Annotated in this window: 21 protein-coding genes; 3 read left to right on the top strand and 18 right to left on the bottom strand. The window is 70.7% G+C overall.

Annotation, left to right across the window (positions count from 1 at the left end; genetic code table 11):
- The 6 genes from ABWV53_RS04985 to ABWV53_RS04960 form a co-directional block, all read right to left on the bottom strand.
- A complete protein-coding gene (locus tag ABWV53_RS04985) occupies nt 1-939 on the bottom strand; it encodes a Csu type fimbrial protein (protein WP_353363546.1) in 939 nt (312 codons plus the stop codon).
- Complete coding sequence (locus tag ABWV53_RS04980; protein ID WP_353363544.1) at nt 936-3353, bottom strand: fimbria/pilus outer membrane usher protein; 2418 nt, start codon at nt 3351-3353, stop codon at nt 936-938. The genes ABWV53_RS04985 and ABWV53_RS04980 overlap by 4 nt, the downstream gene beginning before the upstream one ends.
- On the bottom strand, nt 3340-4185 hold the full coding sequence (locus ABWV53_RS04975) for a fimbrial biogenesis chaperone (protein ID WP_353363542.1): 846 nt from the start codon (nt 4183-4185) through the stop codon (nt 3340-3342). Before ABWV53_RS04975 ends, ABWV53_RS04980 begins: the two co-directional genes overlap by 14 nt.
- Nucleotides 4179-4778, bottom strand: a complete 600-nt coding sequence (locus ABWV53_RS04970) for a spore coat protein U domain-containing protein (RefSeq protein WP_353363540.1) — start codon at nt 4776-4778, stop codon at nt 4179-4181. Before ABWV53_RS04970 ends, ABWV53_RS04975 begins: the two co-directional genes overlap by 7 nt.
- A 13-nt stretch (nt 4779-4791) precedes the next feature.
- Nucleotides 4792-5427 (bottom strand): Csu type fimbrial protein, encoded by a 636-nt coding sequence (locus tag ABWV53_RS04965; protein WP_353363538.1) that lies wholly within the window; start codon nt 5425-5427, stop codon nt 4792-4794.
- A 377-nt stretch (nt 5428-5804) separates the two neighbouring features.
- Nucleotides 5805-6674 (bottom strand): gamma-glutamyl-gamma-aminobutyrate hydrolase family protein, encoded by an 870-nt coding sequence (locus ABWV53_RS04960; RefSeq protein ID WP_353363536.1) that lies wholly within the window; start codon nt 6672-6674, stop codon nt 5805-5807.
- A 190-nt stretch (nt 6675-6864) separates the two neighbouring features.
- On the opposite strand from ABWV53_RS04960, the gene ABWV53_RS04955 reads away from it, so the two are divergent.
- A complete protein-coding gene (locus ABWV53_RS04955; RefSeq protein ID WP_353363534.1) occupies nt 6865-8904 on the top strand; it encodes a CHASE2 domain-containing protein in 2040 nt (679 codons plus the stop codon).
- 142 nt (nt 8905-9046) lie between these two features.
- Nucleotides 9047-9403 carry an HPF/RaiA family ribosome-associated protein gene (locus tag ABWV53_RS04950; RefSeq protein ID WP_353363532.1) on the top strand — a complete coding sequence of 119 codons (357 nt, stop codon included), beginning with the start codon at nt 9047-9049 and terminating at the stop codon, nt 9401-9403.
- Nucleotides 9404-9441: 38 nt separating this feature from the next.
- Here ABWV53_RS04950 and ABWV53_RS04945 read toward each other — a convergent pair whose 3' ends face one another.
- The 8 genes from ABWV53_RS04945 to ABWV53_RS04910 all read right to left on the bottom strand — a co-directional run bounded on the left by ABWV53_RS04945 (nt 9442) and on the right by ABWV53_RS04910 (nt 17284).
- On the bottom strand, nt 9442-10305 hold the full coding sequence (locus ABWV53_RS04945) for a TIGR03915 family putative DNA repair protein (protein ID WP_353363530.1): 864 nt from the start codon (nt 10303-10305) through the stop codon (nt 9442-9444).
- 21 nt (nt 10306-10326) lie between these two features.
- Entirely contained in the window at nt 10327-11637 is a 1311-nt protein-coding gene (locus ABWV53_RS04940) for a putative DNA modification/repair radical SAM protein (protein ID WP_353363528.1), read from the bottom strand.
- 153 nt (nt 11638-11790) lie between these two features.
- Nucleotides 11791-12357, bottom strand: a complete 567-nt coding sequence (locus tag ABWV53_RS04935) for a DUF924 family protein (protein WP_353363526.1) — start codon at nt 12355-12357, stop codon at nt 11791-11793.
- Nucleotides 12358-12469: 112 nt separating this feature from the next.
- Nucleotides 12470-13210, bottom strand: a complete 741-nt coding sequence (locus ABWV53_RS04930; protein WP_353363524.1) for an IPTL-CTERM sorting domain-containing protein — start codon at nt 13208-13210, stop codon at nt 12470-12472.
- A 155-nt stretch (nt 13211-13365) separates the two neighbouring features.
- On the bottom strand, nt 13366-14256 hold the full coding sequence (locus tag ABWV53_RS04925) for an OmpA family protein (protein WP_353363522.1): 891 nt from the start codon (nt 14254-14256) through the stop codon (nt 13366-13368).
- A gap of 68 nt (nt 14257-14324) precedes the next feature.
- Nucleotides 14325-14834: a DUF4398 domain-containing protein gene (locus ABWV53_RS04920; RefSeq protein ID WP_353363520.1), complete on the bottom strand. Its 510-nt coding sequence runs from the start codon at nt 14832-14834 to the stop codon at nt 14325-14327.
- Between the two features lie 151 nt (nt 14835-14985).
- Nucleotides 14986-16434 carry an ATP-binding protein gene (locus ABWV53_RS04915; protein WP_353363518.1) on the bottom strand — a complete coding sequence of 483 codons (1449 nt, stop codon included), beginning with the start codon at nt 16432-16434 and terminating at the stop codon, nt 14986-14988.
- Entirely contained in the window at nt 16427-17284 is an 858-nt protein-coding gene (locus ABWV53_RS04910) for a response regulator transcription factor (RefSeq protein WP_353363516.1), read from the bottom strand. The genes ABWV53_RS04915 and ABWV53_RS04910 overlap by 8 nt, the downstream gene beginning before the upstream one ends.
- Before the next feature lie 68 nt (nt 17285-17352).
- Between ABWV53_RS04910 and ABWV53_RS04905 the strand changes: the two genes are divergently transcribed.
- Complete coding sequence (locus ABWV53_RS04905; protein WP_353363514.1) at nt 17353-19329, top strand: TonB-dependent receptor domain-containing protein; 1977 nt, start codon at nt 17353-17355, stop codon at nt 19327-19329.
- A 96-nt stretch (nt 19330-19425) separates the two neighbouring features.
- Here the strand turns inward: ABWV53_RS04905 and ABWV53_RS04900 are convergent, their stop codons facing one another.
- Genes ABWV53_RS04900 through ABWV53_RS04885 form a run of 4 tightly spaced genes read right to left on the bottom strand, consistent with a single transcriptional unit; the run spans nt 19426 to nt 23145 of the window.
- Nucleotides 19426-20835: an amidase gene (locus tag ABWV53_RS04900; RefSeq protein WP_353363512.1), complete on the bottom strand. Its 1410-nt coding sequence runs from the start codon at nt 20833-20835 to the stop codon at nt 19426-19428.
- Nucleotides 20832-21803, bottom strand: coding sequence for an ornithine cyclodeaminase family protein (locus ABWV53_RS04895; protein WP_353363510.1), 972 nt, complete (start codon nt 21801-21803; stop codon nt 20832-20834). The genes ABWV53_RS04900 and ABWV53_RS04895 overlap by 4 nt, the downstream gene beginning before the upstream one ends.
- Before the next feature lie 11 nt (nt 21804-21814).
- Nucleotides 21815-22501, bottom strand: a complete 687-nt coding sequence (locus ABWV53_RS04890; RefSeq protein WP_353363508.1) for an amino acid ABC transporter permease — start codon at nt 22499-22501, stop codon at nt 21815-21817.
- The gene (locus tag ABWV53_RS04885) at nt 22498-23145 is read right to left on the bottom strand and encodes an amino acid ABC transporter permease (RefSeq protein ID WP_353363506.1); all 648 of its coding nucleotides are present in this window, start codon (nt 23143-23145) and stop codon (nt 22498-22500) included. Before ABWV53_RS04885 ends, ABWV53_RS04890 begins: the two co-directional genes overlap by 4 nt.
- Nucleotides 23146-23147 lie beyond the last annotated feature (2 nt).

Below are 23147 nucleotides of genomic sequence, written 5' to 3'. Positions count from 1 at the left end.
TCAGAACTGCACCTCGACCTGCAGGCTGTCCTGGTAGAGCCCGGGCGGCACGGCCGGCTGGTCGGGGTAGATGGTGGCGGTGTAGGGCAGCGTCTGCGGCGTGAGCCCGTCGGCCACGCCGGTGCCCGCGACGCGGGCCGCGCCCTCGGTGCCCCAGACGCCGCCGCCGGGCCGGAAGATGTCGTAGGCCAGCCGGTTGCCCCCCGAGGTCATGTAGCGCCGGCCGCCCTGCGGCGCCGCACCGGCCGTGATGCCCACCGTGTAGTTCAGCCCCTGCGTGCAGGTCAGCGTCAGGTTCTGCGTGACGGAGCTGAAAGCCCCCGGCAGCGGCGCCGAACCGAAATGCAGGTCGGGCGCGGTGATGGCGCAGTCGTTGGTCACCACCAGCTGCACGGTCAGCGTGCGGTCCACGTTGCCGTTGCGCGGCGTGCCCACGCAAATGTTGCCCAGGCCCAGCAGGCCTTCGCACAGGTTGGCGTATTCCCAGTTCACGGTGATGGTGTCGGTGTAGGTGCCGGCGGGCACGTTCGCGCCGAGGGTGGTGGCGATGCGCAGCGGCAGGCTGGCGGTGTTGTTGCTCAGCAGGCCCAGCACGGCCGCCCCCGAGGCGTTGATGATGAGCAGCCCCTGCGTGTATGAGGCCCCGCCCAGGTCGGTGATGCGGTAGGGGATCTGCCGTGCGCCGTTCTTCAGCGTGAGGCCCGTGGTGGGCGAGGTGATCTTGGCCCGCACCGTGGGCGTGCCCAGCGCCGACAGCACGATTCCGCCGCAGCCCAGGGTGAACTGGGCCGACGTGCTCACGGCCGGCCCCTGCCGCACCCGGAAGGACGATGCCGTGCCCAGCGAGCCGCCGCTCTCCGCCGTGACGCAGGCGGCGTGCGCGGCCGGCAGGCCGGCCACCAGCGCGGCGGTGCAGGCGAGCAGCGCGGCGGCCTTCATGTGCGCTGCCCCGGGGCCGCGGCCCCGCCCGCGCCCTGCGCATCGGTGGCGCAGGTGACGAGCAGGTCGCGCACTGCGGCGTAGGCGGCTTCGTCGAACTCGGCCCGGCAGGGCGGCCCCCCGCCGGGCGGCTGCGCCACCAGCGTGTTGCGCGGGTGCAGCCGCGTGAGGTAGACGACGCCGTCCCAGCCCACCACCGAGGGCACGTTCCCCTGTTCGTGCAGCACGGCGCTGCCGGGCGGCAGCGGCCGGCCGTCGGTGCCCAGCAGGGTGATGGTGGCGGTGCGCATCTTCAGCACCGGCAGCGACACGAAGGCGCCCATGCCGCGCGGCACCGCCACCTTCTTTTCCAGGGCGGGCACATGCATGTCGGCCGGCATCTCCAGCGCGTTGAGCGCGAAGCGGCCGGCGTAGTACGAGGTCACGCCCGGCACCAGCAGGTAGCCGCGCTCGTCGGTGCGGCCCATGGGCTGGTTGTCGTAGGTCACCTCCACGCCGGCCACGCCCTCGGTGGAGACCAGCGCGAAGCTGTCGGTGATGCGGTTGGCCGCGAAGGCGTAGCCGTCCATCCACCCCAGGGAGCCCGCCGCGCCCGCCCACTGCGAAGGGGCGCCGGGCGTGCCGAACACGCCGGCCTGCGCCAGCACCGCCCGGCTGCGGTGCTGCACCGCGGCCTGCGTGTAGCGGCCCTCGCGCTCGCTGTCGATGGACTGGCTGGCGTTCCAGCCCCAGCCGCCATCGGTCGGAACGCTGCGCTGGTAGCTCGCCTGCGCCTGGCTGCGCCCGCCGGCGTGCGAGAAGGCGACCTGCGCCGAGGTGTCCTCGCCCAGCAGGTAGGTCAGCTGCATCCGCAACTGCGTGTCGCCCGTGTCCACCGTGCGGCCGGCCGTCAGCGACAGGAACAGGTCGCGCTGCAGCGAGGTGCTGAAACTGGCGTAGGCAAGCCGGTTGCGCTCGTTCAGCGCGCCGCGCAGATCCACCCAGCCCAGGTTGAAGCTGCCCATGCGGGTGTTCAGGTGCGCGTTGATCTGGCGGCTGCGCCGCTGCAGCCGGAAACCGTCGCGCGCGGCGGTGCTGGCGTCGCCGTAATCGGCCGTGCGCCCCAGCTGCTGCGCGGAAATGCCGCCCACCGCCGATTCGTACTGGTAGCCCAGGCCGTACTGCCAGCCCGCACCCATCCCGCGCACCTGCCCGCGCGTGGCCGATGCCGAGGCCACGCCCCATTGCCCCAGCCGGTTCATCGTGCCCAGGCCCAGCACGGCCAGGTCGCGGCCGGCCTGGGCCTGGCCCTCCAGCGTCCAGCGGTCGGTGATGCCGCGCCGGTACACGCCCGCGCCCAGCGCCTGCCCGTAGGACAGATTGCGCATGCCGAAGTCCTGCCGCAGGGCGCCCAGCGACAGCGAGTAGTCGGTCCAGCCGGGCCGCAGCAGCTGGCTGCTGACGTAGAAGGGCACCTCCGTGCTCACGCGCCGGCCCAGGGCGTCGGTGGTGACGACCGAGGCCACACCGCTGCCCGACACGGTGGGTAGGCCGCCCAGCGTGAACGGCCCGGGCTGCACGTTCTGGCGCGTGGCGCGAAAGCCGTTGACGAACACGTCCACGGCCGAAGGCACGGCGGCCTGGCCGGCGAACTCGGGCAGCGGGTAGGTCACCAGGTCGGGCCGGGTGGAGAAGTTGCGCGACCACTGCACCCCGCCCAGCCGCACCGATGTGGACCAGGGCAGCGCCCCGGTCACCATGTCGCCCACCGTCCATTCGGTGGCGGCCACCGGGTCGGTGCGCGTCCAGCGGGTGTCGTAGCGCAGGTAGCCGGGCGGCCCGGCGCCGCCGTCCGCATGGCGCAGGATGCCGGTGTTCGAGACGATGCCCGGCGGGCCGAAGTAGCGCTGCTCCGACCAGACCGAGGCGGTGGCCGCGCTCGACCGGCCGGTGCGCGAGTGCTGCGCGTACACGTCGTAGTTCAGCAGCCAGCCGCTGCCGGCCGACAGTTGCAGCGGCTCGCGCGCCTCGGGCTGCAGCTGCTGCGCCGGCAGCCAGGCGGGCGGCACCTGCACGGCCAGCTGCTGCGCGGCAGCGTCGTAGCGCGTGGACACGCCAGGCAGCGCCTCCAGCACCACCGGCGTGCCGGCGGGCTGGTCGGCGGGCAGGCGCAGCCGGCGCAGCACGGCCGCGTCGACGGCGTGTTGACCGGGGCCGTGCCGCGTCACCTCGATCAACTCGCCCGCGGGCTGGCCGTTGAGGATGACCTCCAGGTACAGCGTGACCTGCCCGCCGTGCTCCGGGCCCTGGGCGGGCGAGGGCGGCACGGCTGACGCCGGCAGGGCGCCCGCGCCCAACGCATGCGGCATGCAGCCCAGCAGCGCCAGCCAGCAGCCGGCGCGCAGCAGCGAAGGGGGGCGGTCATGGCGCTGCATGGCGGACGAGGGCCGGCCGTCCGTTGACGGTGGCTTTCAGCAGCAGGGGGCCGGCGGGCGGGGCGGGCAGCTCCCACTGCCGCTCGCTGCCCGGCAGCACGTAGCCCAGCAGGCCGGGGTTGATAGCGGTTTCCCGCGCGGCATCGGCCGCCTGCCAGCTCACGGCCGTGAGCCGTGCGTGGGCACGCCCGGCGTTGCGCAGCACCAGCCGGTGCGAGCCGCCATCGCTCTCGATGCGCCACGACAGGTCCGCATCCAGCGGCTGCGCCGGCACGCCGTTCAGCGCTGCCAGCGCGGTGGCCGACATGCGGGGGCCCGCCGCGCCGGCGCCGTAGACGAAAAGCGGTATGGCATAGCGCACCTGCAGCTGCACGCCCAGCGCCGGTGCGGGTGCGGGTGCGGGGGTGGCGGCGGCCGCAGCCGGCCCTTCGGCCTGCGGGGCGGCAGCCACGGGCCGGGGCAGCTCGTCCACGATCACGCGGTAGGCGTCTTCCGAAAGCGGGGAGGCCGGCACCAGGGCCATCAACCGCACCAGCTGGCGCGCGCCGGGGGCGATGTCGGCGATGGGCGGGCTGGGGATGACGTCCTTCTGCGCGTCGAACCGATCGTCGCCCTGGTCCTGCGTCCAGCCCATCACCCGCACCTGCACGCTCACCGGTTCTTCGCCCCGGTTCTCGATCCACAGCGCCACGGCGCGCTGGCCGCCAGCGATCATCGGGTCGACCGGCCAGATCATGAGCGGTGCGGCGGCGTGCGCTGGCGGCGCCCAGGCCCCCAGCCCGGCGCAGGCCGCCAGCAGCCAGCTGCCAAGAAGGGTGGCGCGGCTCACCATGTCAGCGTCACCTGCACCGTGTCGGTGTACAGCCCCGCGGCCAGCCCGCTGCCGGGCAGTGACGCGGTGCCCATCAGGGGCAGCGCCGTGGCGGCGGCGCCCAGGGGCAGGTCGACGACGGTGTCCGGCGGCAGCGGCGCCGCCGCCGCGCCGGCCAGCGCCAGCGAGTAGGCGATGAACTGCCCGGCGTTGTTGGACATGCGCCGCTGCCCACCCTGCGCATGCAGCCCGGCGTTGGCGCTGATGTGTGCCTGGGTGCCCGGCGTGCATTCGATGCGCGCCTGCAGGCCGCCACCTCCCGCCAGCGCGTTCACGCTGGCCGCGCCCACCGCCGGATGGGTGCCGAAGTCGATGCGCCCGAAAGGCACGCCCGTGGTCTGCTGCGGCGCGCCCGAGACGATGCAGCCCCGCACGACCGAGGCCGTCACCAGCATGGGCGCCGTGGTGGGGATGGAGGCCGGCACGGCCAGGGCATGGGCCGCCAGCAGCGCGGCGCCGAGCCAGGCGCGGGGCGGGCTTGCGCGGCGCACATCACGAGGGTGGGCGAAAGCAGGGGCGTGCGCATTCCCGCCCAGCGAAGGACTCTTCGACATGGCGCCCCCCGCGTCAGAAGGTGAGCGTGACCTGCAGCTGGTCGGTGTAGGTGCCGGCCGGCAGGGCGTTGGGGGTGGTCTTGTTGACCAGGCCGTAGATCGGCAGCACGAAGGCCGAGCCGGTGATCGGCACGGCGATGCCGGTCACGGCGGACGACAGCGGATACGGCGTGGTGTGCGCCGGGTCCTGGTACACGTCGTACGCCAGAAAGGCGCTGCCGTTGCTCATGGCCCGCTGGCCCACGCCCGAGGTGCCCTGCCCGGCATGGTTGCCGGGGCTGACGGCGATGTTGATGGCCGACACCTCCGGCGAGCACACCACCTGGGTCGTGCCGCCGCCTTCGCCTCCGGTCGCCACGGCCGTGGCGGTGCCGATGAAGGTGGAGGGCCGCACGCCGAAGTCGAGCGTGCCGAAATTGGCGCCGCTCACCGTCCCCGGCCCGCCGAAGATGATGCAGCCCGAGGTCAGCGTGATCTGCGCGTTCAGCTGCCCGGTGATGGCGGCCGCCGGCGCCGCCAGGCCCAGGCCCAGCGCGCCGAGGGTGAGCGCGGCCGCGCAGCGTCGCAGGCGGGAGGGTGTGAAGGGGATGAAGGGGGTCGGCGCAGGCGCCGAGGGTTGGGGGGAACGGGAATCCGGGCTGGCTCGCATCGCTGTCTCCTGGCTGATGAAAGAAAACCGGAAGGCGCCGAACGGGACGGGGTGGGCCCTGCCTCCGCTCACGGGCCTGGCAGCCCGTGCCTTTCCGCCGCTGGCAGGGCCGCTGGACGCAGGGAGAGGGTGCCTGGGAGAAAAAGCCGGGGTGTCGCGATGCGTGGGGGGTGTTGCCCACGGCACGGCCGGGCTGTCTTCCTGGGGTCACCCGCGCTGTGCGCACTGGCTGACTGCCATTTTTGGTCTACAACGCGCGGTCGGCGCATTGCTTGCAAAACAGTGGGAAACCCAGCCTCGGCCTTTGGTGTGCGGCAAGAACGCTTGCCGGCCCGTCGTCGCGGGCTGCTTTTCGATGTCTCAGTCGTTCTTATATCTCAACGCTTGAGCAAAAGGGCCTGCCGCAGCAGCCGAGATGCCCGATTCCGAATCTGGAAGGGGCTGTGGCCCGGTGCCGGCCGCAGCTTGGCGAACGAACAGGCATCCAGAAAATCCTGCAGGATGGGCGTGTCGTCCAGCGCCACCGCGTCCTTGGCGCGGAATTCGGGGTGCCACTGGGTCGCCGCGATGTAGCCCTTGCCCCGGCTGGGCCGGCGGCGAATGGCCTCCGGCACGCCATCGGGGTGGCTCCACGCTTCCACGTCGAAGCCCGGCGCCAGGTTCTTGATGCCCTGGTGGTGGATGCTGTTGACCACCACCCGCTGCTGGCGCGGGTACATGGCCGAGAGCCGGGTGCCGGGAACCAGGTCGATCTCGTGGAAATGCTGGTCGTAGGTCACGGCGTTGCGGTGCTGCTGCGCGCCAGGGTGCTGGGTCTCGATGTCCTGGTAGAGCGTGCCGCCGAAGGCCACGTTGATGAGCTGCAGGCCCCGGCACACGCCGAAGATGGGCTTGCCCGCCTGCTCGAAGGCCTCCACCACGGCCAGGTCGTAGAGGTCGCGGATGCGGTCGCCCAGCCAGGCGTCCTTGAGCGGCACCTCGCCGTAGCTGCCCGGCCACACGTCGGCGCCGCCGTGCATGACCACGCCATCCAGCCATTCGGCGTAATGCGCGAGTGTCACGTCGCCGCGCGCCGTCTCGCCGGTGGGGCAGGGCACCATCACCACCATGGCGCCGGCCGACATGATCCAGTGAGCGATGGTCTGCTCCACGTACTGGAGGGTCTTGTTAGTGAAGAGCGAGCGCGCCGGGTCGGCATGCGAGAAGCACGCGGACAGGCCGATCTTCAGGCGTTTGGCCGAGGTCATGGACGGTCTCCGGCGCACGCGCCCGAGCCTTCGGTAGATTGTTTGGATGAGGGCAAGGCGTTCTGCAAGGCGGCAGGCATGCGGTAGTTTGTAACAGCGGCGCGGTGTGGCGTTGTAGGAGCGCGGCGATGCGACGCGTCGGTTGCAAAGCGAAGCGCGACCGCCGCCGTCCCCGGTCCATACTCCGGCCATGCTCGGCACGACACACTTCCCCGGTCCGCCATGGCGCCGGTGGTGGCCCCGCCGGCACGGCCATGCGGCGCCATCGATGGCGGCCACGGTGCTGGCGGGCGGGCTGGCGCTGGCTCTGGTATGGGCGCTCAGCCTGACCCGGCCCTGGGCGGGTCTCGAGATGAAGGTGTTCGACGCCTTCTCCACGCTGGCCGCTCCCGGCCGCAGCGCCGTGCCGATCGTGATTCTGGCGATCGACGAGCCCACGTTCCGGCACGTGGAGCACGCATGGCCCTTTCCGCGCAGCCTGCATGCGCGCCTGCTCGACCGGCTGCAGGCCGACGGCGCGGCGGCGGTGGGCTTCGACGTGCTGTTCGCCCAGCCGTCCCATCCTGTCGAGGACGCGGCGTTCGCCCGGTCGATCGCCGCCGCCTCGTCGGTGGTGCTGGCCTCGGCGCGGGAGCCGTTGGACGGCGCGCAGGAAGACCCCGCGTCGTGGGCCGAGGTGATGCCGCTGCGCCGGTTCCTTGCCGCCGGCGCGGTGCCGGGCGAGTCGCTGGTGCAGCCGGCTGACGACTTCGTCGTGCGCCGGGCCAACGCCCATGTCAACAGCTTCGCCGGCAAGCTCGCCGCGCTGGCCGACGCCCGGGCCGCGCGCGCGCACCGGCTGGCCGCGCCCTCCGAGTTCGTGGTCTACCGGGGCCCGCGCGGCACGTTCGAGACCCGGTCGTACTACGAGGCCCTGCTGCCCGGCGTGCTGCCGCCGGGTTTCTTCCGCGGCAAGATCGTGCTCATCGGCCGCTCCGCCCAGGCGCCCGCCGAGCTGGGCCACGCACAGGCCGACCTGTTCAATGCGCCCTTCGCCGTGCTGGGCGGCGAGCGCCTCTTTCCGGGGGTGGAGCTGCAGGCCACCCTGATCGACAACCAGCTCACGGGCGCGCAGCTGCGCAGCGTGGACACCGGCTGGTCCCCGCTCGCGCTGATGCTCGGCCTGCCCCTGCTGTTGGCGGCCGGCTGGCGCTGGCCCGCCTCCGCGGCCCCGCTCGCGCTGCTGCTGGCCGGCGCGATGGCCAGCGGCTCGTGGCTGCTGTTCCAGCGCGGCCTGTGGTGGCCGCCGCTCTTTCCGGTGGTGGGCGTGCTGGCCAGCGTGGGCGCCACCGCGCTGCTGGCCTATGGCGTGGCCCGCCGCCGCGCGCGGCTGCTGCGGGCGCGGTTCGCGCAGTACGTGCCGCCGGCCGTGGCGTCGCGGATCGCGGCAGAGCCCGGGCAGGTGCGCCTGGGCGGCGAATCGCGGGAGATCACGCTCATGTTCACCGACCTGGCCGGCTTCACCACGCTGTCCGAGCAACTGAGCCCCGAGCAGACGGTGGAGGTGCTCACCGCCTGCTTCAACGCCATGGTGCCGCGCGTGCACGCGGCCGGCGGCACCGTGGACAAGTTCATCGGCGACGCCATGATGGCCTTCTGGGGTGCGCCGCTGCAGGACGGCCGGCATGCCGAGCAGGCGGTGCGCGTGGCCATTGCGCTGCAGCACGCCATGCCCGCGCTCGCGGTCGGGCTGGTGGCGCGGGGGTTGCCGCCGGTGCAGCTGAGCATCGGCCTGCACACGGGCCGGGCGGTGGTGGGCAACGTGGGGTCGGAGCAGCGCTTCGCCTACACGGCCGTGGGCGACGCGGTGAACGTGGCCGCCCGGCTGGAGGCCGCCAACAAGGCGTTCGACACCGGCATCCTGCTGTCGGCCGCCACGGCCGCGCAGCTGCCGCCCGACATCCCCCTGCGGGTGCTGGGCGACATCACCGTGCGGGGGCGGGCCGAGGCCGTGCGCGTGTCCACGCCCTGTGCCGACGCGGCGCTCTGCGCGTCGAGCGCGGCCGCCCTGCAGAGCCTGGATGCCGGCCTCTGGGACGACGCCGAATCCCACCTGCACGCGGTGCTGGCCCGGGTGCCGGGCGATGCGGCGGCCGAGCGCCTGCTGGCGCGCCTGGCCCACGTGCGTGCCCTGGGCCCCGAGGCGCAGGCGGGCTCGGTGCCCGCCACCGCCTTCACCGTCGACGCCTGAGCAACCCGAACAGCGACCGCCCCTTGCCCGGCCGTGCAGCGAAAGGCTACGGACCGCAAGCAAACGCAACAGCCGCGACGGGCACGATTGAAGCCCGCGCCGCCGGCCCCACTGTGGAGTTTCCAACCACAAGGAGCCACCCATGCAAGTACAGGTACAGACCGACGACCACATCGATGGCAGCGAGGCCATGAACCGCTGGATCCACGACGAAGCCACCTCCCGTCTCGCCCGGTTCCGCGACCACCTGACACGGGTGGAGGTCCACTTCTCCGACCTGGACGCCGGCCGCTCCAATGGTGCCGACAAGCGCTGCAACATCGAGGCGCGCGCCGCCGGCCGCCCGCCCATCGCGGTGAATGCCGATGCCGGCAAGGTGCCTGAAGCCTTCACCGCCGCCATCGACAAGCTGGCCCGCGCGCTGGACAACGACCTGGGCCGCCTCAAGGACAAGGCGGGACGCGAGACCATCCGTACCGCCGACGGCATGGCGATCTAAGCGCCACCGTCCGGATGGCCCTGGCGCCCCTCGCGGCGTCAGGGTGCCTTCGGAATGCGCCGCTGGGGCACCGTGCCCGCGGCGTCCACCATGCGCACGCTGCGCTCGTGCGCGCCCCGGGCCAGCGAATCGATCAGCGCGGCCTCAGGCAGGTTCTTCCAGTAGCGCGTCGGCATCTCGCGCCGCATCATCGCCAGCTTCAGGCGGGCGGGGTTGAAGGTGTGCTGGTAGTAGGTCAGCCACAGCGCCTCGCCCGCGTCGGGCGGCGGCGCATCGGCGCGGGTGGCGCCGGGCCCCACCTGCAGCGTGCCACCGTCCCAGCGCAGGCTGCATTCCGGCGTCAGGATGGCCCAGCGCATCTGCGTGAAGCGCTGCACGAAGAAAGCCGCATTGGCCTGCGTGATGTGGTGGTCGGGCTCGAACCAGGCCACGTGCAGCGGCTCGGCCCCGCCGTCGTCCACCCCCCGAAAGCGCACGAAGGCGCGCATCTTGTGCATGTCGCGCCGCACCGCCGCCGCCATGCGCTGCATGCGCGCCAGGTCGGGGTCGAGCGCGTCGTGCCGCAGCGCCGGGTCGTGCGCCAGCCGCCACAGGGCGCGGTAGAGCAGGGCGTAGCGGTCGGTGTCGCTGTGCAGGGCCACCTGGCCGCCCAGGGTGACGAAGGCCCGCGGAACGCGCAGCGGGGCGCCGGCCGATGCGGGCGAGCGGGACTGCGCCGAGCTCTCTGGATCCACCGCATCGGCCGCGCCGTCCGTCTGCCCGCCGAACAGATCGGCTTCCACCGCGCCGGCCACTTCCCAGTGCACGGCCCCCGGTTCCAGGCCCGCCTGCAGGCAGCCGCGCGCGGCCTCCCGAAAGCCGGTCCAGTCGGCCGGGTGGCCCAGCATGACGCGGTGCGGCATGGCGGATGCCTTTACGCCTTCTCAGGCAAAAAGCGAGGCCTGCACCGGCGGCGGCGCCAGATGTGCGCGCAGCCGGGCCGGGTCGCGCAGGCGGTCGGCGGGCCGGTGGTCGGTCACCATGACGAAGGGCAGCACCTTGCCCAGCGGCACGTGCAGATGGCCCAGGTCGGCATGGCGCAGGCGGCGCACGCGGCGGGCGGACAGCAGCTTGTCCACCGTGCGCACGCCCAGGCCGGGCACGCGCAGCAGGCGCTCGCGCGGGGCGGTGTTCAGATCGACCGGAAAGAGCTCGGGGTGGGCGACGGCCCAGGCCAGCTTCGGATCCATCTCCAGCGACAGCATGCCGGCGCCCGCGCTGGCATCGCCGCCGGACGCGGCGGGCGGCACGATCTCGTCGTGCGTGAAGCCATAGAAGCGCATCAGCCAATCGGCCTGGTAGAGCCGGTGCTCGCGCACCAGCGGCGGCGCGGACAGGGGCAGGGCGCGCGATGCGTCGGGAATGGGGCTGAAGGCCGAGTAGTACACCCGCCTCAAGCCGTAGCCGCCGTAGAGCCGGGCGCTGGTGGCGAGGATGGTGCGGTCGTCGGCGGCGTCCGCGCCCACGATCATCTGCGTGCTCTGACCGCCGGGCGCGAAGCGGGGCGCCTCGGCGCGGCGGGTGCGGCCCGGCATCGAGACCACCTGCGGCGCGCCGCCGCGCGGCTGCTGCTGGGCACGGGCCTGGCGGGCGTCGTCGATGTGCGTGGCCAGCCGGCCCATCGAGCGCTGGATGGCCGCGCCGTCCTTCTCGGGCGCCAGCGCCGCCAGCCCGTCCGAGGTGGGCAGCTCGATGTTGATGCTCAGCCGGTCGGCATAGCGGCCGGCGCGCAGCAGCAGCTCGGGCGAGGCGTCGGGAATGGTCTTCAGGTGGATGTAGCCACGGAAGTCGTGTTCCTCGCGCAGCACGCGGGCCACCTCCACCACCCGCTCCATCGTGTAGTCGGGCGTCTGGATGATGCCGCTGGAGAGGAACAGCCCCTCGATGCAGTTGCGGCGATAGAAGTCGAGCGTGAGGTCCACCACCTCCTGCACCGAAAAGCGCGCCCGGGGCACGTTGCTGCTGACCCGGTTCACGCAGTAGAGGCAGTCGTACTGGCAGTAGTTGGTGAGCAGGATCTTCAGCAGCGAGATGCACCGCCCGTCGGGCGCATAGCTGTGGCAGATGCCCGCGCCCTCGGTGGAGCCGATGCCCCGCCCTCCCACGGAGTTGCGGGCCGCCGTGCCGCTGGAGGCGCACGAGGCGTCGTATTTGGCGGCGTCGGCCAGGATGGCGAGTTTGGATTCGGTAAGCACTGTGGTAATTTACAGTGTTTCCGCCGATCCTGCTGGGCAAGGCCCTTGCACCGTTGCCGTCTTTTGCTATTGAATCAATAGCTGCAGGCGCTGGATGGACGGGCGGCAGGCCCGGTCTTGGCACTAAAAAGGGCGGTTCCTCCCGCCTCGTCGTCAGAACGAGCTGCCGGGCTGCTGCAGGAATGCGGTTTCCTCGTCCGTGGAGGGACGCCCCAGCACGGCGTTGCGATGGGGAAAGCGGCCGAAACGGTCCACGATCGCCTGGTGCCGCTGGGCGAAGTCCAGGTTGTTGGCATTGCCCAAGGCGGTGAAGAGCCGCACCGATTCCGCCTGCACCTTCGCCGATTCGCTGTGCATGAAAGGCATGTAGAGAAACGCCCGGCGTTCCGGCGGCAGGGCGGCGTCCAGCCCCTGGGCGATGGCTTCCTGCGCCAGCACCAGCGCTATGCCGTCCTGCGCGAAGGCGGCGGGCTCGTCCCGTAGCACGTTGCGCGAGAACTGGTCCAGCACGATCACCTCGGCCAGCCGGCCCTCCGCACCGGTGCGCCAATGGGCCAGCTCACCCTGGGCGGCACGACGCAGCAGGGCGCTGAAGCGCCGGCGTATCTCCGCGTCGAAGGCGTCGTCTTTCTGGAACCACTGGGCCGGGGTCGATTCGTCGAACCAGAAGCGCAGGACGTCTTGTGCGGAGGGTTGACTGTTTGAACCTGTGAAGTGCATGGGGAGCGCCTGCTTTGAGAAAGTAGGTTCAATGATAGGCACACCCTCCAGGTCGGCGTCGAATCCAGGTGGGCTGTTGGATGTGAACGATGGTAGCCATCGTCATTGAAGATCACGTGGGGCGTCGGGATCTGCGAATGCCCAATAAAGCCATTGCCGATGAGAGCGTGAGCAGGCTAAAGATGCCAAGGGTGGGTATCGGCGTGCGCGTGACAGCTTGGTCCAGTGTGCCGACGGTCAGGCGAAGAATGGGCGTGGTGCGGGGCTCTGGCTGCCAGTCGGCACCGCTGTTACTTGTTCGAAGGTAACCCGCGGCTGCAACCGAAAATCCGCCCGCATAGGTGTACGCATTGCCGGGGCCGTTGTTGTCACATAACCCAAAGAAGACGGCATCTGGCGCGGCGGACAAAATGAGGGCATATTTTTTGTTGGGCAGGAGGGTGACGGTCGAAATCGGTCCCAGCTGTGCGGCCGTGTAAGTGTTGGCACTTGAATTGGTATTGTTGTTGGGATCTTGCACGACCGCCAGAGATGCAGTCGCCAAAGCAGGGCCGCTGGGCAACTCCGTAGCGTCGTCCAACGGGAAAAGGCGCAGAGTGGCGGGTGAACTAGAGCCGGATAGTCCGAAAGTTATTTCCGTGATCCTTGTCGGTACAGGGCCGCTGGCAAATGCGGGCCCTCCCCACTCGGTATCGGTGATTGGGTAAGCGGCATTGAAAGAAGAAGCGATGCTGTCCATGACCACTACCGGGTTTTGGCTTTGCGCCGAGGCCAGAAACCCATATGACGAGCAGATGGCCAGGATGCCGATAGCGGCATGACGACGCGTCACCTTCGAGAGACTGATTGTCATAGCGTGCCCTTGAGTTTGATGAAGACTATCGGCGATAGTAGATCAGTAGGTGGCCATCGGGGGTGGAAAAAGCGGCGTTCGGTGGTAAACCGTTGTCAACAAAAGAAAGCCCGTCCGACATGAGGCCGGACGGGCTTTGGGGAGGACGAAGGCGATCAACGGCCGCGCAGGTTGCCCTTCTCGTCGGCGATGACGATCTCCACGCGGCGGTTCATCGCACGGCCCTCGGGCGATGCGTTCTCGGCTACCGGGTAGGTCTTGCCGTAGCCGCGGGCGGTGATGCGGTCGGGCGCCACGCCGCGCTGCACCAGCGCGCTTTGCACGGCCTGGGCGCGGCGCTCGGACAGCTCCTGGTTGTAGGCATCGCCTCCCACGCTGTCGGTGTGGCCTTCGATGATGAGCTTGCGGTCGGGGAACTGGCGCAGGAAGTTGGCCAGCTTGTCCAGGCGCGGGCCGGCCTGGGGCGACAGCTCGGCCTTGTTGAAGGCGAACAGCACGTCGCCCAGCGTGACCAGCAGGCCGCGTTCGGTCTGCTGCGCCTCGATGTCACGCAATTGGGCCTCCAGGGCGCGCACGCGCGCTTCGTTCTGGGCGGCGCGCTGCTCCGCGCTCATGGCCTGGGCCTGCGCGGCCTGGGCGCTGCGGGCGTTGGCGTCGGCCTGCATGCGGGCCCGGTCGGCCTCGCGGGTCAGACGCAGGCGTTCGGCGTCGGTGCCCGCTTTCTTGATGTCGGCTTCGAGCTGGCGGGCGCGGGCCGTGTTGCTGGCGATCTCGGCGCGCTGCGTCGCCAAGTAGGCCAGGTGGTTGGCTTCGGCGGCATCATTGTCGTCGGTCCAGACGCGGTCGGCGCGGGCCAGCGTGTCGGTGGCGGCTTTCAGTTCCAGCGGGGCCAGGCGCACCACGTCGGCGTTGTTGGCGGTGCGGGTGACGGCCGTGCGGGCTTCTTCCACCGAGTTGAGCGGCTGGCGGGTGGCGCAGCCGGCCATCAGGCCAGCGGCCAGCAGGACGGCGGCAAGCAGGGGAGTGCGGCGAAGTTGAGGGTGCATGGTGTTCTACGTGAATGGGGGGTGGAGGGCAGGCAGCGAGGGCGTGCGGCGGGCTGGGGCGAAACGCCTCAGCGGACGGGGGCCATCGGAGCGGCGGGCGCCATGGGGGCCGCCATGGGAGCGGGCGGCGTCATCGGCGCTGCCGGAGCAGGCATGGCGCCAGGCGCGGCCATGGCGCCCGGAGCGGGCGGCACCGGCGCCACGACGGGCGCGCGGCGGTCGATCTCGGTCTGGAGGCCGCGGATGCTGGTCTGCACCTGCTGCAGCGTGTTGGCGTTGTTGGCGGCATCGGCCTTGGTCTCGGCCACGCGGGCATCGGCCTCGGCTTCTGCGGCGAAGCGGCGGGCCATGTCGTAGTTCTTGTCGTTCATGGCCTTTTCGGCCATGGCCACCTTGTCGCGGGCGCGTTGCAGCTCGACCGGTGCGTTGGCCACAACGTTCGCTTCGGCGCCCACGCGGTTCACGGTGGAGCGGCTCACGGCCAATTGGTCCACCGGCGGCGGCGTGGATGAACACGCGGCAAGCGCCCCGAGGGCCAGCGCGGCGCAGGAGGTTCGAAGGAAAGTGGCAGTCTGCATGAAGGGGCTCCTGAATCGGTACGACGGGCCGCGGCGCCAGGGCTTCACGGGGGTGAGGGAGCACGCGGCAGGGTGGCTATGGATTCTCGGTAGGCCCCGAGGGCGGCTCCGTAGGCCCCGCCCACCGCGCCCCGTGGGCCGTTTCTTACGGTTACGAGTGCTCAGGCGCCGAGCCCCCGGCTTGGGCCGCACCCTGCGGAAGCCGCAGCGTGGCGCGAAGGCCGCTCTCCGGCCGGTTGTCGAGCACCAGCGTGCCGCCCTGGGAATGCAGGCATTGCTGCGCGATCGCCAGCCCCAGGCCCACGCCGCCGCGCCCGGGACCCCGGGCCGCGTCCAGTTGCCCGAAGGGCTCCAGCACCCGCTCGAGCGCTGCGGGCGGTATGCCCGGGCCGCTGTCTTCCACCACCAGCGTCAGCGTGCCGCCGCGGCCCTCGCCGTTGGCGGTGGGGGCCGGGTCGACCTGGGCGGCGAGCTCCACCGGCGTGCCGGCATGCCGCAGTGCGTTGTCCACCAGGTTGACCAGCGCACGGCGCAGCGCGAGCGGCCGGCAGGTCCAGGCCAGCCCGGGCGGGCAGGCGCGCACCGCCACCGCATGACCCTGCCGCCGATAGCGCAGCGCCAGCGCCTGCAGCAGCGCCGCGATGTCGGTGGGCGCGGCCGGCTCGGCGCGTGCGTCGGCGCGGGCGAAGTCCAGCGTGGACGAGACCAGCGCTTCCAGCTCGGCGACGCTCTCCAGCAGGCCCGCGCGCAATGCGGGGTCGTCCACCAGTTCGGATTGCAGGCGCAGCTCGGTGACGGGGGTGCGCAGGTCATGGCTGATGGCCGCCAGCAGCTGGGTGCGGGCGTCCCGGTGGCGGGCGATGCGCTGCTGCATGGCGTTGAACTGGCGGGTGAGCTCGCGCGCCTCGCGCGGGCCGTGCAGCGGCAGCGGGGGCTGCGCCCGTCCGTAGTCGACGCGGGCCGCCGCCCCCATCAGCTCGCGCAGCGGCCGCACCAGCCGCCAGGCCAGCCACAAACCGGCGGCCAGCACCGGCAGCACGCTGGCCGGCAGCGCGTGGAGCAGGGTGGAGGACCAGTCGTAGCGGCCCTGCAGGCGCAGATCGGCATTCATCCAGCCTGCCGGGGCCGGGCCGGTGGCCGGCAGCTCCAGGCTGGCGCGCAGGTGCAGCGGCTTCCAGGCGGCCAGGCTCCACAGCCCGGCGCGGGCGTCTTCGCCGGAGGCGCGCTCCAGTTGCAGCCACACGCCGGCCGTGGGGGGCAGGGCCAGGCGCTGGCGCAGCTCGCCGGCCAGGCGCTGCTCTTCGGGCTGCATGGCGAAGGGCGCGACGGCGGGCGTGTCGGTCTGCCAGACGGGCAAGGCCGGCGAGGCCGGCTGCTGCCGCTGCAGTGGTTCGAGTTGCTGCGCCCGGTCCGCCGCCAGCGCATGGCTGGCCACCAGCAGGGCCAGGGCCTGTTCGCGCGAAACGGGGTGGATCAAGGCGCCGGTGCGCTGCAGCAGCGCCATGGAGATGAGGTGCGAAGCCACCAGCGCGCCGAGCAGCAGCAGGCCGAACTGCCAGGCGAGGCCCGGGCCATCACGCGGCGTGGGCGCATCAGGCATCCGGGGCGTCCTCGTGCGCGGCCGGCTCCATGCCGCCTGCCGGGTCGACGCGCTCCACCGGCGCCATCAGCGCGTAGCCACCGCCGCGCACGGTGCGCAGCAGCGGGCCGCCCTCGGCCTGGGCGTCCCGCAGCCGCACGCGCAGCCGGCTGATCTGCCGGTCGATGGTGCGGTCGAACGCCGCGTCGCCCTGGCGGCCCTGCGTGCGGGTCAGGTCCAGCAGCTGGTCGCGGCTGAGCACGGTGTTGGCGTGGTGCAGCAGCACCTCCAGCAGCCGGGCCTCGGCATGGGCGAGCTGCCGGGGCGGGCCGGCCGGCGGGCGCAGGCAGCCGCGGGCCGCATCGAAGCGCCAGCCCGCGAAGGCGAAGCAGGGCGGTGCCTGCCGGCCCGCCGCGCCCGTGGCGGGCCGCACGGCGCGGGCGGGCTGCTGGCGGCGGCGGACCACGGCGCGGATGCGCGCCAGCAGCTCGCGCGGATCGAAGGGCTTGGTCACGTAGTCGTCCGCGCCCTGCTCCAGCCCCCGCACCCGGTCGTCGATGGCCGAGCGCGCCGTCAGCAGCAGCACCGGCACGCCGTATTCGGCCTGCAGTCGTGGGCACAGCAGGCTGCCGTCCGCGTCGGGGAGCATCACGTCCAGCACCACCGCGTCGAAGCGGTGCCACTGCAGCAGGGCGAGCGAGGCGCGGGCGTCGCCCGCGGTGTGCACCTCCAGCCCCTCGCGGCGCAGGAACGCGGCCAGGGGCTCCCGGATGCGTGGATGGTCGTCCACCACCAGCACGTGGAGGCGAACGGAGGCCGGCCTGTCGGCGCAGGCCGCGCCAGCGGGGCAAGGGGTGGGATCGGCTGTCACAAACGGTCCAAAAGCAGTGTTTGCTGATGATTACGATTCGCATTTTCCATGACGAGGGGGGACTTTTCATGCGCAAGGTATCGGCCGGGCAGCGGGTGTTCGGGGGGGTGTTGGTGGCATCGATGGCAGGGCTGGCCCAGGGCCAGGCGCCGACGGCGGCGCAGGAGCGCGGCCCGGCCACGCTGGGCGCGGTGGTGGTGACGGCCACCGGCTTCGAGCAGGCGGTCGAGGAGGCGCCGGCCTCCATCAGCGTGATCGAGGGCGATACGCTGCGACAGCGCTCCTTCCGCGATCTGACCGACGCGCTGCGCGACGTCGAGGGCGTGGTCGTCAACGGCAGCAGCAACGAGACCGACATCTCCATTCGCGGCATGCCGGGCGACTACACCCTGATCCTGGTGGACGGCAAGCGCCAGGGGCTGCGCGACGCCCGCGTGAACGGCAACCGGGGCTACGAGCAGAGCTTCATCCCGCCGGCTGCGGCCATCGAGCGCATCGAGGTGGTGCGCGGCCCGATGTCATCGCTCTACGGCTCCGACGCCATCGGCGGGGTCATCAACATCATCACCCGCAAGGTGCCCCAGGCCTGGGGCGGCTCGGTGGGGCTCGACTACACCGCGCAGCAGCACAGCGAATTCGGCAACGCCGCGCAGGGCCAGTTCTACGTGGCCGGCCCGCTCAAGACCGACGTGCTGGGCCTGCAGCTCTGGGGCCGGCAGTTGAACCGCCAGGCCGACGACGACGTGCAGCGCACGGAAGGCTTCACCCGCGCGCGCCACCGCGACCTGACGGCGCGGCTCGCCGTCACGCCCTCGGCGCGGCAGGACATCCTGCTGGAAGGCGGTGTCACCCGCCTGGAGAACGGCGGCGGCCCCAGCGCCAACTGGGCCACGCGCGAGCAGGAGAACGACCGCGACCATGCCTCCGCCACCCACAAGGGCCGCTGGGGCTGGGCCACGTCCGAGGTGTCGCTGGCCTGGGAGCGGGGCTCGCGCTGGGGCCTGAGCGACGGCACCTCGGCCACGCAGAACGCCTTCGCCCAGCGCAAGCCGGAGGTCAGCAACCGCGTGTTCGACGCCAAGCTGGTCGCCCCCGTGGGCGACGCGCACATCGTGACCGGCGGCGTGCAGTGGAACCACACCCAGCTCGAGGACTGGAACGAGGGTCTCAACGACCGCGTGCGGCGCACCTTCGACGTGACGCAGAAGGCCGTGTTCGTGGAGGACGAATGGTCGCTGACCGACAGGCTGCGCCTCACGGGCGGCCTGCGCGTGGACCACCACGACCAGTATGGCACCCACAGCAGCCCGCGCCTCTACGCCAACTGGCAGGCGAGCGACCAGTGGACGATCAAGGGCGGCGTCTCGCGCGGCTTCAGGACGCCGGAGATCCGCGCCGTCGTCCCGGGCTATGCCTACCTGCGCCGCAACACGTTCGTCATGCTGGGCAACCCGGATCTCAAGCCCGAGACCAGCACCAACTACGAGATCGGCGCGCTCTGGTCCAACCGCGGCAACCTGTCGGGCGGCGCCACGGTGTTCTACAACGATTTCAAGAACAAGCTCTCCACGGTCACCACCCGCGAGCGCTGGAACGGGCTCATCCGCATGGACCGCGTGAACATCGACAGCGCGCGCATCGCCGGGCTGGAGCTGCACGGCCAGTGGCAGGCCACGCGGGCGCTGGCCTTCAAGGCCAACTACACCTACCTGGACTCGGAGCAAAAGAGCGGCGCCAACCAGGGCGCCCCGCTGACGCTGACGCCCCGGCACACGGCCAACCTGCGCGCCGAATGGAAGGCTTCGCAACGCGTGAACTGGTGGAGCGCGGCCCACTACTACGGCAAGGAGACCACCTCGACCGTGAATGCCGGGACCGTGCCGGCCTACACCTTCGTGGACCTGGGCGTGAACTACCAGTGGAGCCCGTCCATCACGCTCAATGCCACGCTCTACAACCTGGGCGACAAGCGGCTGGATGCGGACACCTACGACAAGACCAGCTACGGCCGCCGGCTGTGGGTGGGGGTGAACGCGTCCTTCTGACGCGGCGCGCAGCGGCGCGACGGACATGCTCAACCGCCTTGGCGCGATCGACCCGACTCGCCAATGGCGACGACCGGCATGCCCGCTTCCACCGTATCAACCCAGTCCTGCGGGGTGCGCCAGGTGCCAATGGGTCGCGTCCTGGTAGGCGTGGCCCATCTGCATTGCAACGGCCTCGCCGAAGCTCGGGCCGATGATCTGCACGGATGCGGGCATGCCCATGGCGTCGAAGCCTGCCGGCACCGCCAATGAGCATAGGTTCAGCAGATTCACGAAGCGCCCGAGCAGAGACAGCGGTGTCTGCATCTCGTCGACGTCGGCCAGTGCAATCGCCCCCACCGCGTTGGTGGGGAAGATGCAGACGTCTACATCGGCCATGGCCGATTGCATCGAAGCCTGCGCGCGGGCGCGGCTCGCCAGAAGCGCCTGGTAGCGTGACGCGCTCACGTCCCGCCCCAGCAAGATACGGCGCCGTACGTGAGGATCGAAGCGCAATTCGTCTCGTTCGAACAGCGGGCCCAGGCGGGCGTAGGCTTCAGCGCTCATCAGTTGCCCTGAAATCTGCATCGCATCGGCCAGCGAGGTCGGCAAGTCCTTGTCGACCATGGTCACGCCCAGCGCACGGAACACGTCGAGCGCCCGGTGATAGGCAGTCAGTACCCCGGCATCGATCTTGCCGTACTCCGACTGGGGCAAGACCCAGGCTCGCAATCCCTCGACAGAACCACCAGGCAAGGGCCCCAGTCGGCGCACCGGCGCCATCGCAGAGGCCGGGTCAAGCGGATCGGGACCGGCCAGCGCGTCGAGCAACAGTGCGCAGTCGGCGACATCGCGGGTGATCGGCCCCACCGTATCGTGGGTGGGGCACAGCTCGATCAGGCCGTGGCGGCTGATGAGGCCGTGGGTGGTCTTGAGTCCGACCACGCCACACAGACCGGCGGGGATCCGCACCGAGCCGCCCGTGTCGGTGCCGATCGCGGCGCAGGCCAGGCCCGCAGCCACGGCCACCGCGGAGCCGCTGCTGGAGCCACCAGGCACACGGTGGACTTGCATGTCCCAGGGGTTGCGGGGCGTTCCCATGGTGGCGTTGGTTCCCCAGCCGCCGAACGCGAACTCCACGGTGTGGGTCTTGCCCAGCACGATGGCACCAGCCTGCCGAAGCCGCCGCACTGCTGTGGACGTGGCCTCGGCAATGCGCGGCAGTTGTGCAACGGACCCGCCGGTGGTCGGCCGGCCTTCGATGTCGAACAGGTCTTTCACCGCGACCGTCATGCCATGCAGCGGCCCCAGGGCGGCGCCCGCACGGCGAAGCGCATCCATGCCGTCGGCGGCTGCGAGGGCTTGTTCCCGGTACACGTCGACATAGGCGTGAAGCGTCGAGTCGAGCCTGTCAATGCGGGAGAGCTGTAACTCGACAAGTTCGCGGCTGCAAATCTCGCCGGCGCTGAGCAGCGCTTGCAGCCTGCTCATGCTGGCAAAGGCCAGCTCACTGCTCGGCACTGTCATGACAAGGCCGCTTCCATGCCAGTGGAGCCGCTGGCTCCAGACGGCATCTCGCGGTGGCTGGCCTGCAACGCGAGCCATCCGCAGGCCACGTCGGCCAGGCCGATGCCGACGGACTTGAAGACGATGATCTCGTCGTCCGTGGTTCGCCATGGAGACGCTCCTGCATAGATCATCGGCAGATCCACGATGCGGTCTTGATCCAGAGCGCCGGACGCGATTCCAAGCACCGCTTCTCCGGCTTCCACCAGGCTTTGGGGATTCCACTCGACCAGCACGCGCGCGGCGCGCCGCAGCGTGGTGTCATCGAGCTCGCGGCCATCTGGAAGGCTGGCCCCCATGGCGATGACCAGTGCACCGCGCTTCAGCAAGGAGCCGTCGAACAACGGTTGCTTGGAGCGGGTGGCGGTGACCACCAGATCCGCACCGGACAGCGCGGCCGGTGCATCGCACAGGGTCACTTCGCAGCTGTGCTGGGTCGCAAGTCGTCGGGCCCATGCAGGGTCTGCCTGCGGATCGACAACCGCCACTTCGTCGAATGTTCGCAACGCGCACAGCGCCTGCACTTGCGCACGACCTTGCTGGCCCGCACCGAAAAGCGCCAGCTTGCGGGCATGGCTGCGCAGCGCTCGTTGGGTCACCAGGCGAGTCAGTGCAGCCGTGCGCAATCGCGTCAGCGATTGCGCCTCCAGCACGGCCGCGGGTCGGTTCGTGGCGGTATCGAAAAGCGTGACGACAAAGCTGAAATTTCCAGCCACGGTGGTGTAAGCCTTGACGCCGGCAATCTGCCTGGACGCCCACACGGCACCCATCGTGCTGAGCTTGACACCACCGCAGTCGACACGCTGGCGGGCTTGAATGGTGGCGTTTCCAGCAGACAGATCGGTGAAGGCGGCGTCCAGCGCCACCGCGCAGGAAGGCACGTCCACCAACGCGTCGATACGGGCATCGCTGAAGAAGGGAATGGTCATTCGGAGATCTTTCAGGTGCTTCCCATGACGCATCGACCGCGCATGAGCCGTTGCTCCAGCCAGCGCGAGAGCATCGACAGCGGGAAGGCAATCGCAAAGTAGAAAATGCCCACGAGCAGGAAGATGTGCATCGGCAGGAACGATTCGCTGCTGATCGCACGCGCGGTGAGCATGAGCTCGTCGGTGGCGATCAAGGCGCACAGGGAGCTGTCCTTGAGCAGCGACACATAGCCGTTGAGCAAAGGCGGCAGCATGACGCGCATTGCTTGAGGCGCGGTGATGTGGCGGAATATCTGCCAAGGCGTCATGCCGACGCTCAATCCAGCCTCGCGCTGACCTTTGTGCACCGAACCCAGGCCGCCGCGCAAGATTTCGGCGATATAGGCGGAACCTTGCAGGCCGAGCCCCAACACCCCGGCCCAGAACCCTGACAGGACGAACCCTGCTTCAGGCAGCACGAAGTAGATCGCCAACAGCAGCGCGAGCAGCGGTACGGCGCGAATGAACTGCACATAAGCGTGAGCGACCGACTTCAGCCACGCATCGCCCATGCGCAACGCGGTTGTCAGCAAAGCTCCCAGCAGGGCTGCGAGCAGGAAGCCCGCCACAGATAACGTCGCTGTCACCACCGCCGCCGCGCGCAGCCGCGGAGCCCAGTCGGCCCAATATTCCGCATACGTCGTGAAGAACTCGATCATCGGGCCGCCTCCATGCGACGCTCGACGCGCGCAAATGTCCAGGTGATCGGCATCACGATGCTGGCGTAAACCAGCATGGCACCGATGTAGATCGCGGTCGTCTCAAAGGTGGACGTGACCAGATTGCGGGCGTAGAACATGATCTCCGGCACTGCGATGGCCGAGGCGATCGAGGTGTCCTTCATCAACTGACTGGCATAGTTGCCCAGTGACGGCAGGGTCACCCGCAGCGCTTGCGGCAGCAGCACCAGACGCAGCACTTGCAGCGGAGTCAGACCTACCGAGAGCGCGGCCTCGCGCTGCCCGACGTGCAGGGATCGCAGGCCCGCAGTGAATACGTCGCACAGGACGGCGGCGCCCACCAAACCCAGTCCCAGGCAAGCGGCCAGCACCGGCGGCAATGGGACGCCAACCGACGCCAAGCCGAAGTACAGCAGGAACAGATGCACCAATGCGGGCACGTTCCGCATCCATTCGCTCCAGGCCGCGATGGCGACTTGCACCGCGTGCATGCGCACGAAGGTGCGTGCCAGGGCCAGCACCAGCCCGATCGACGATGCGATGGCAAATGCGCCCAGCGCGACCTGAACCGCCATGAATGCGCCTACCGACAGCGTTTTGATGATGAGGACAGACGTCGTCATGG

It is taken from the genome of Acidovorax sp. FG27 (genome assembly GCF_040365715.1).
Lineage (GTDB): Bacteria > Pseudomonadota > Gammaproteobacteria > Burkholderiales > Burkholderiaceae_C > Paracidovorax.
Note: the sequence above shows the minus strand (reverse complement) of the source record. Positions and strands in the feature narration are given on the sequence as shown.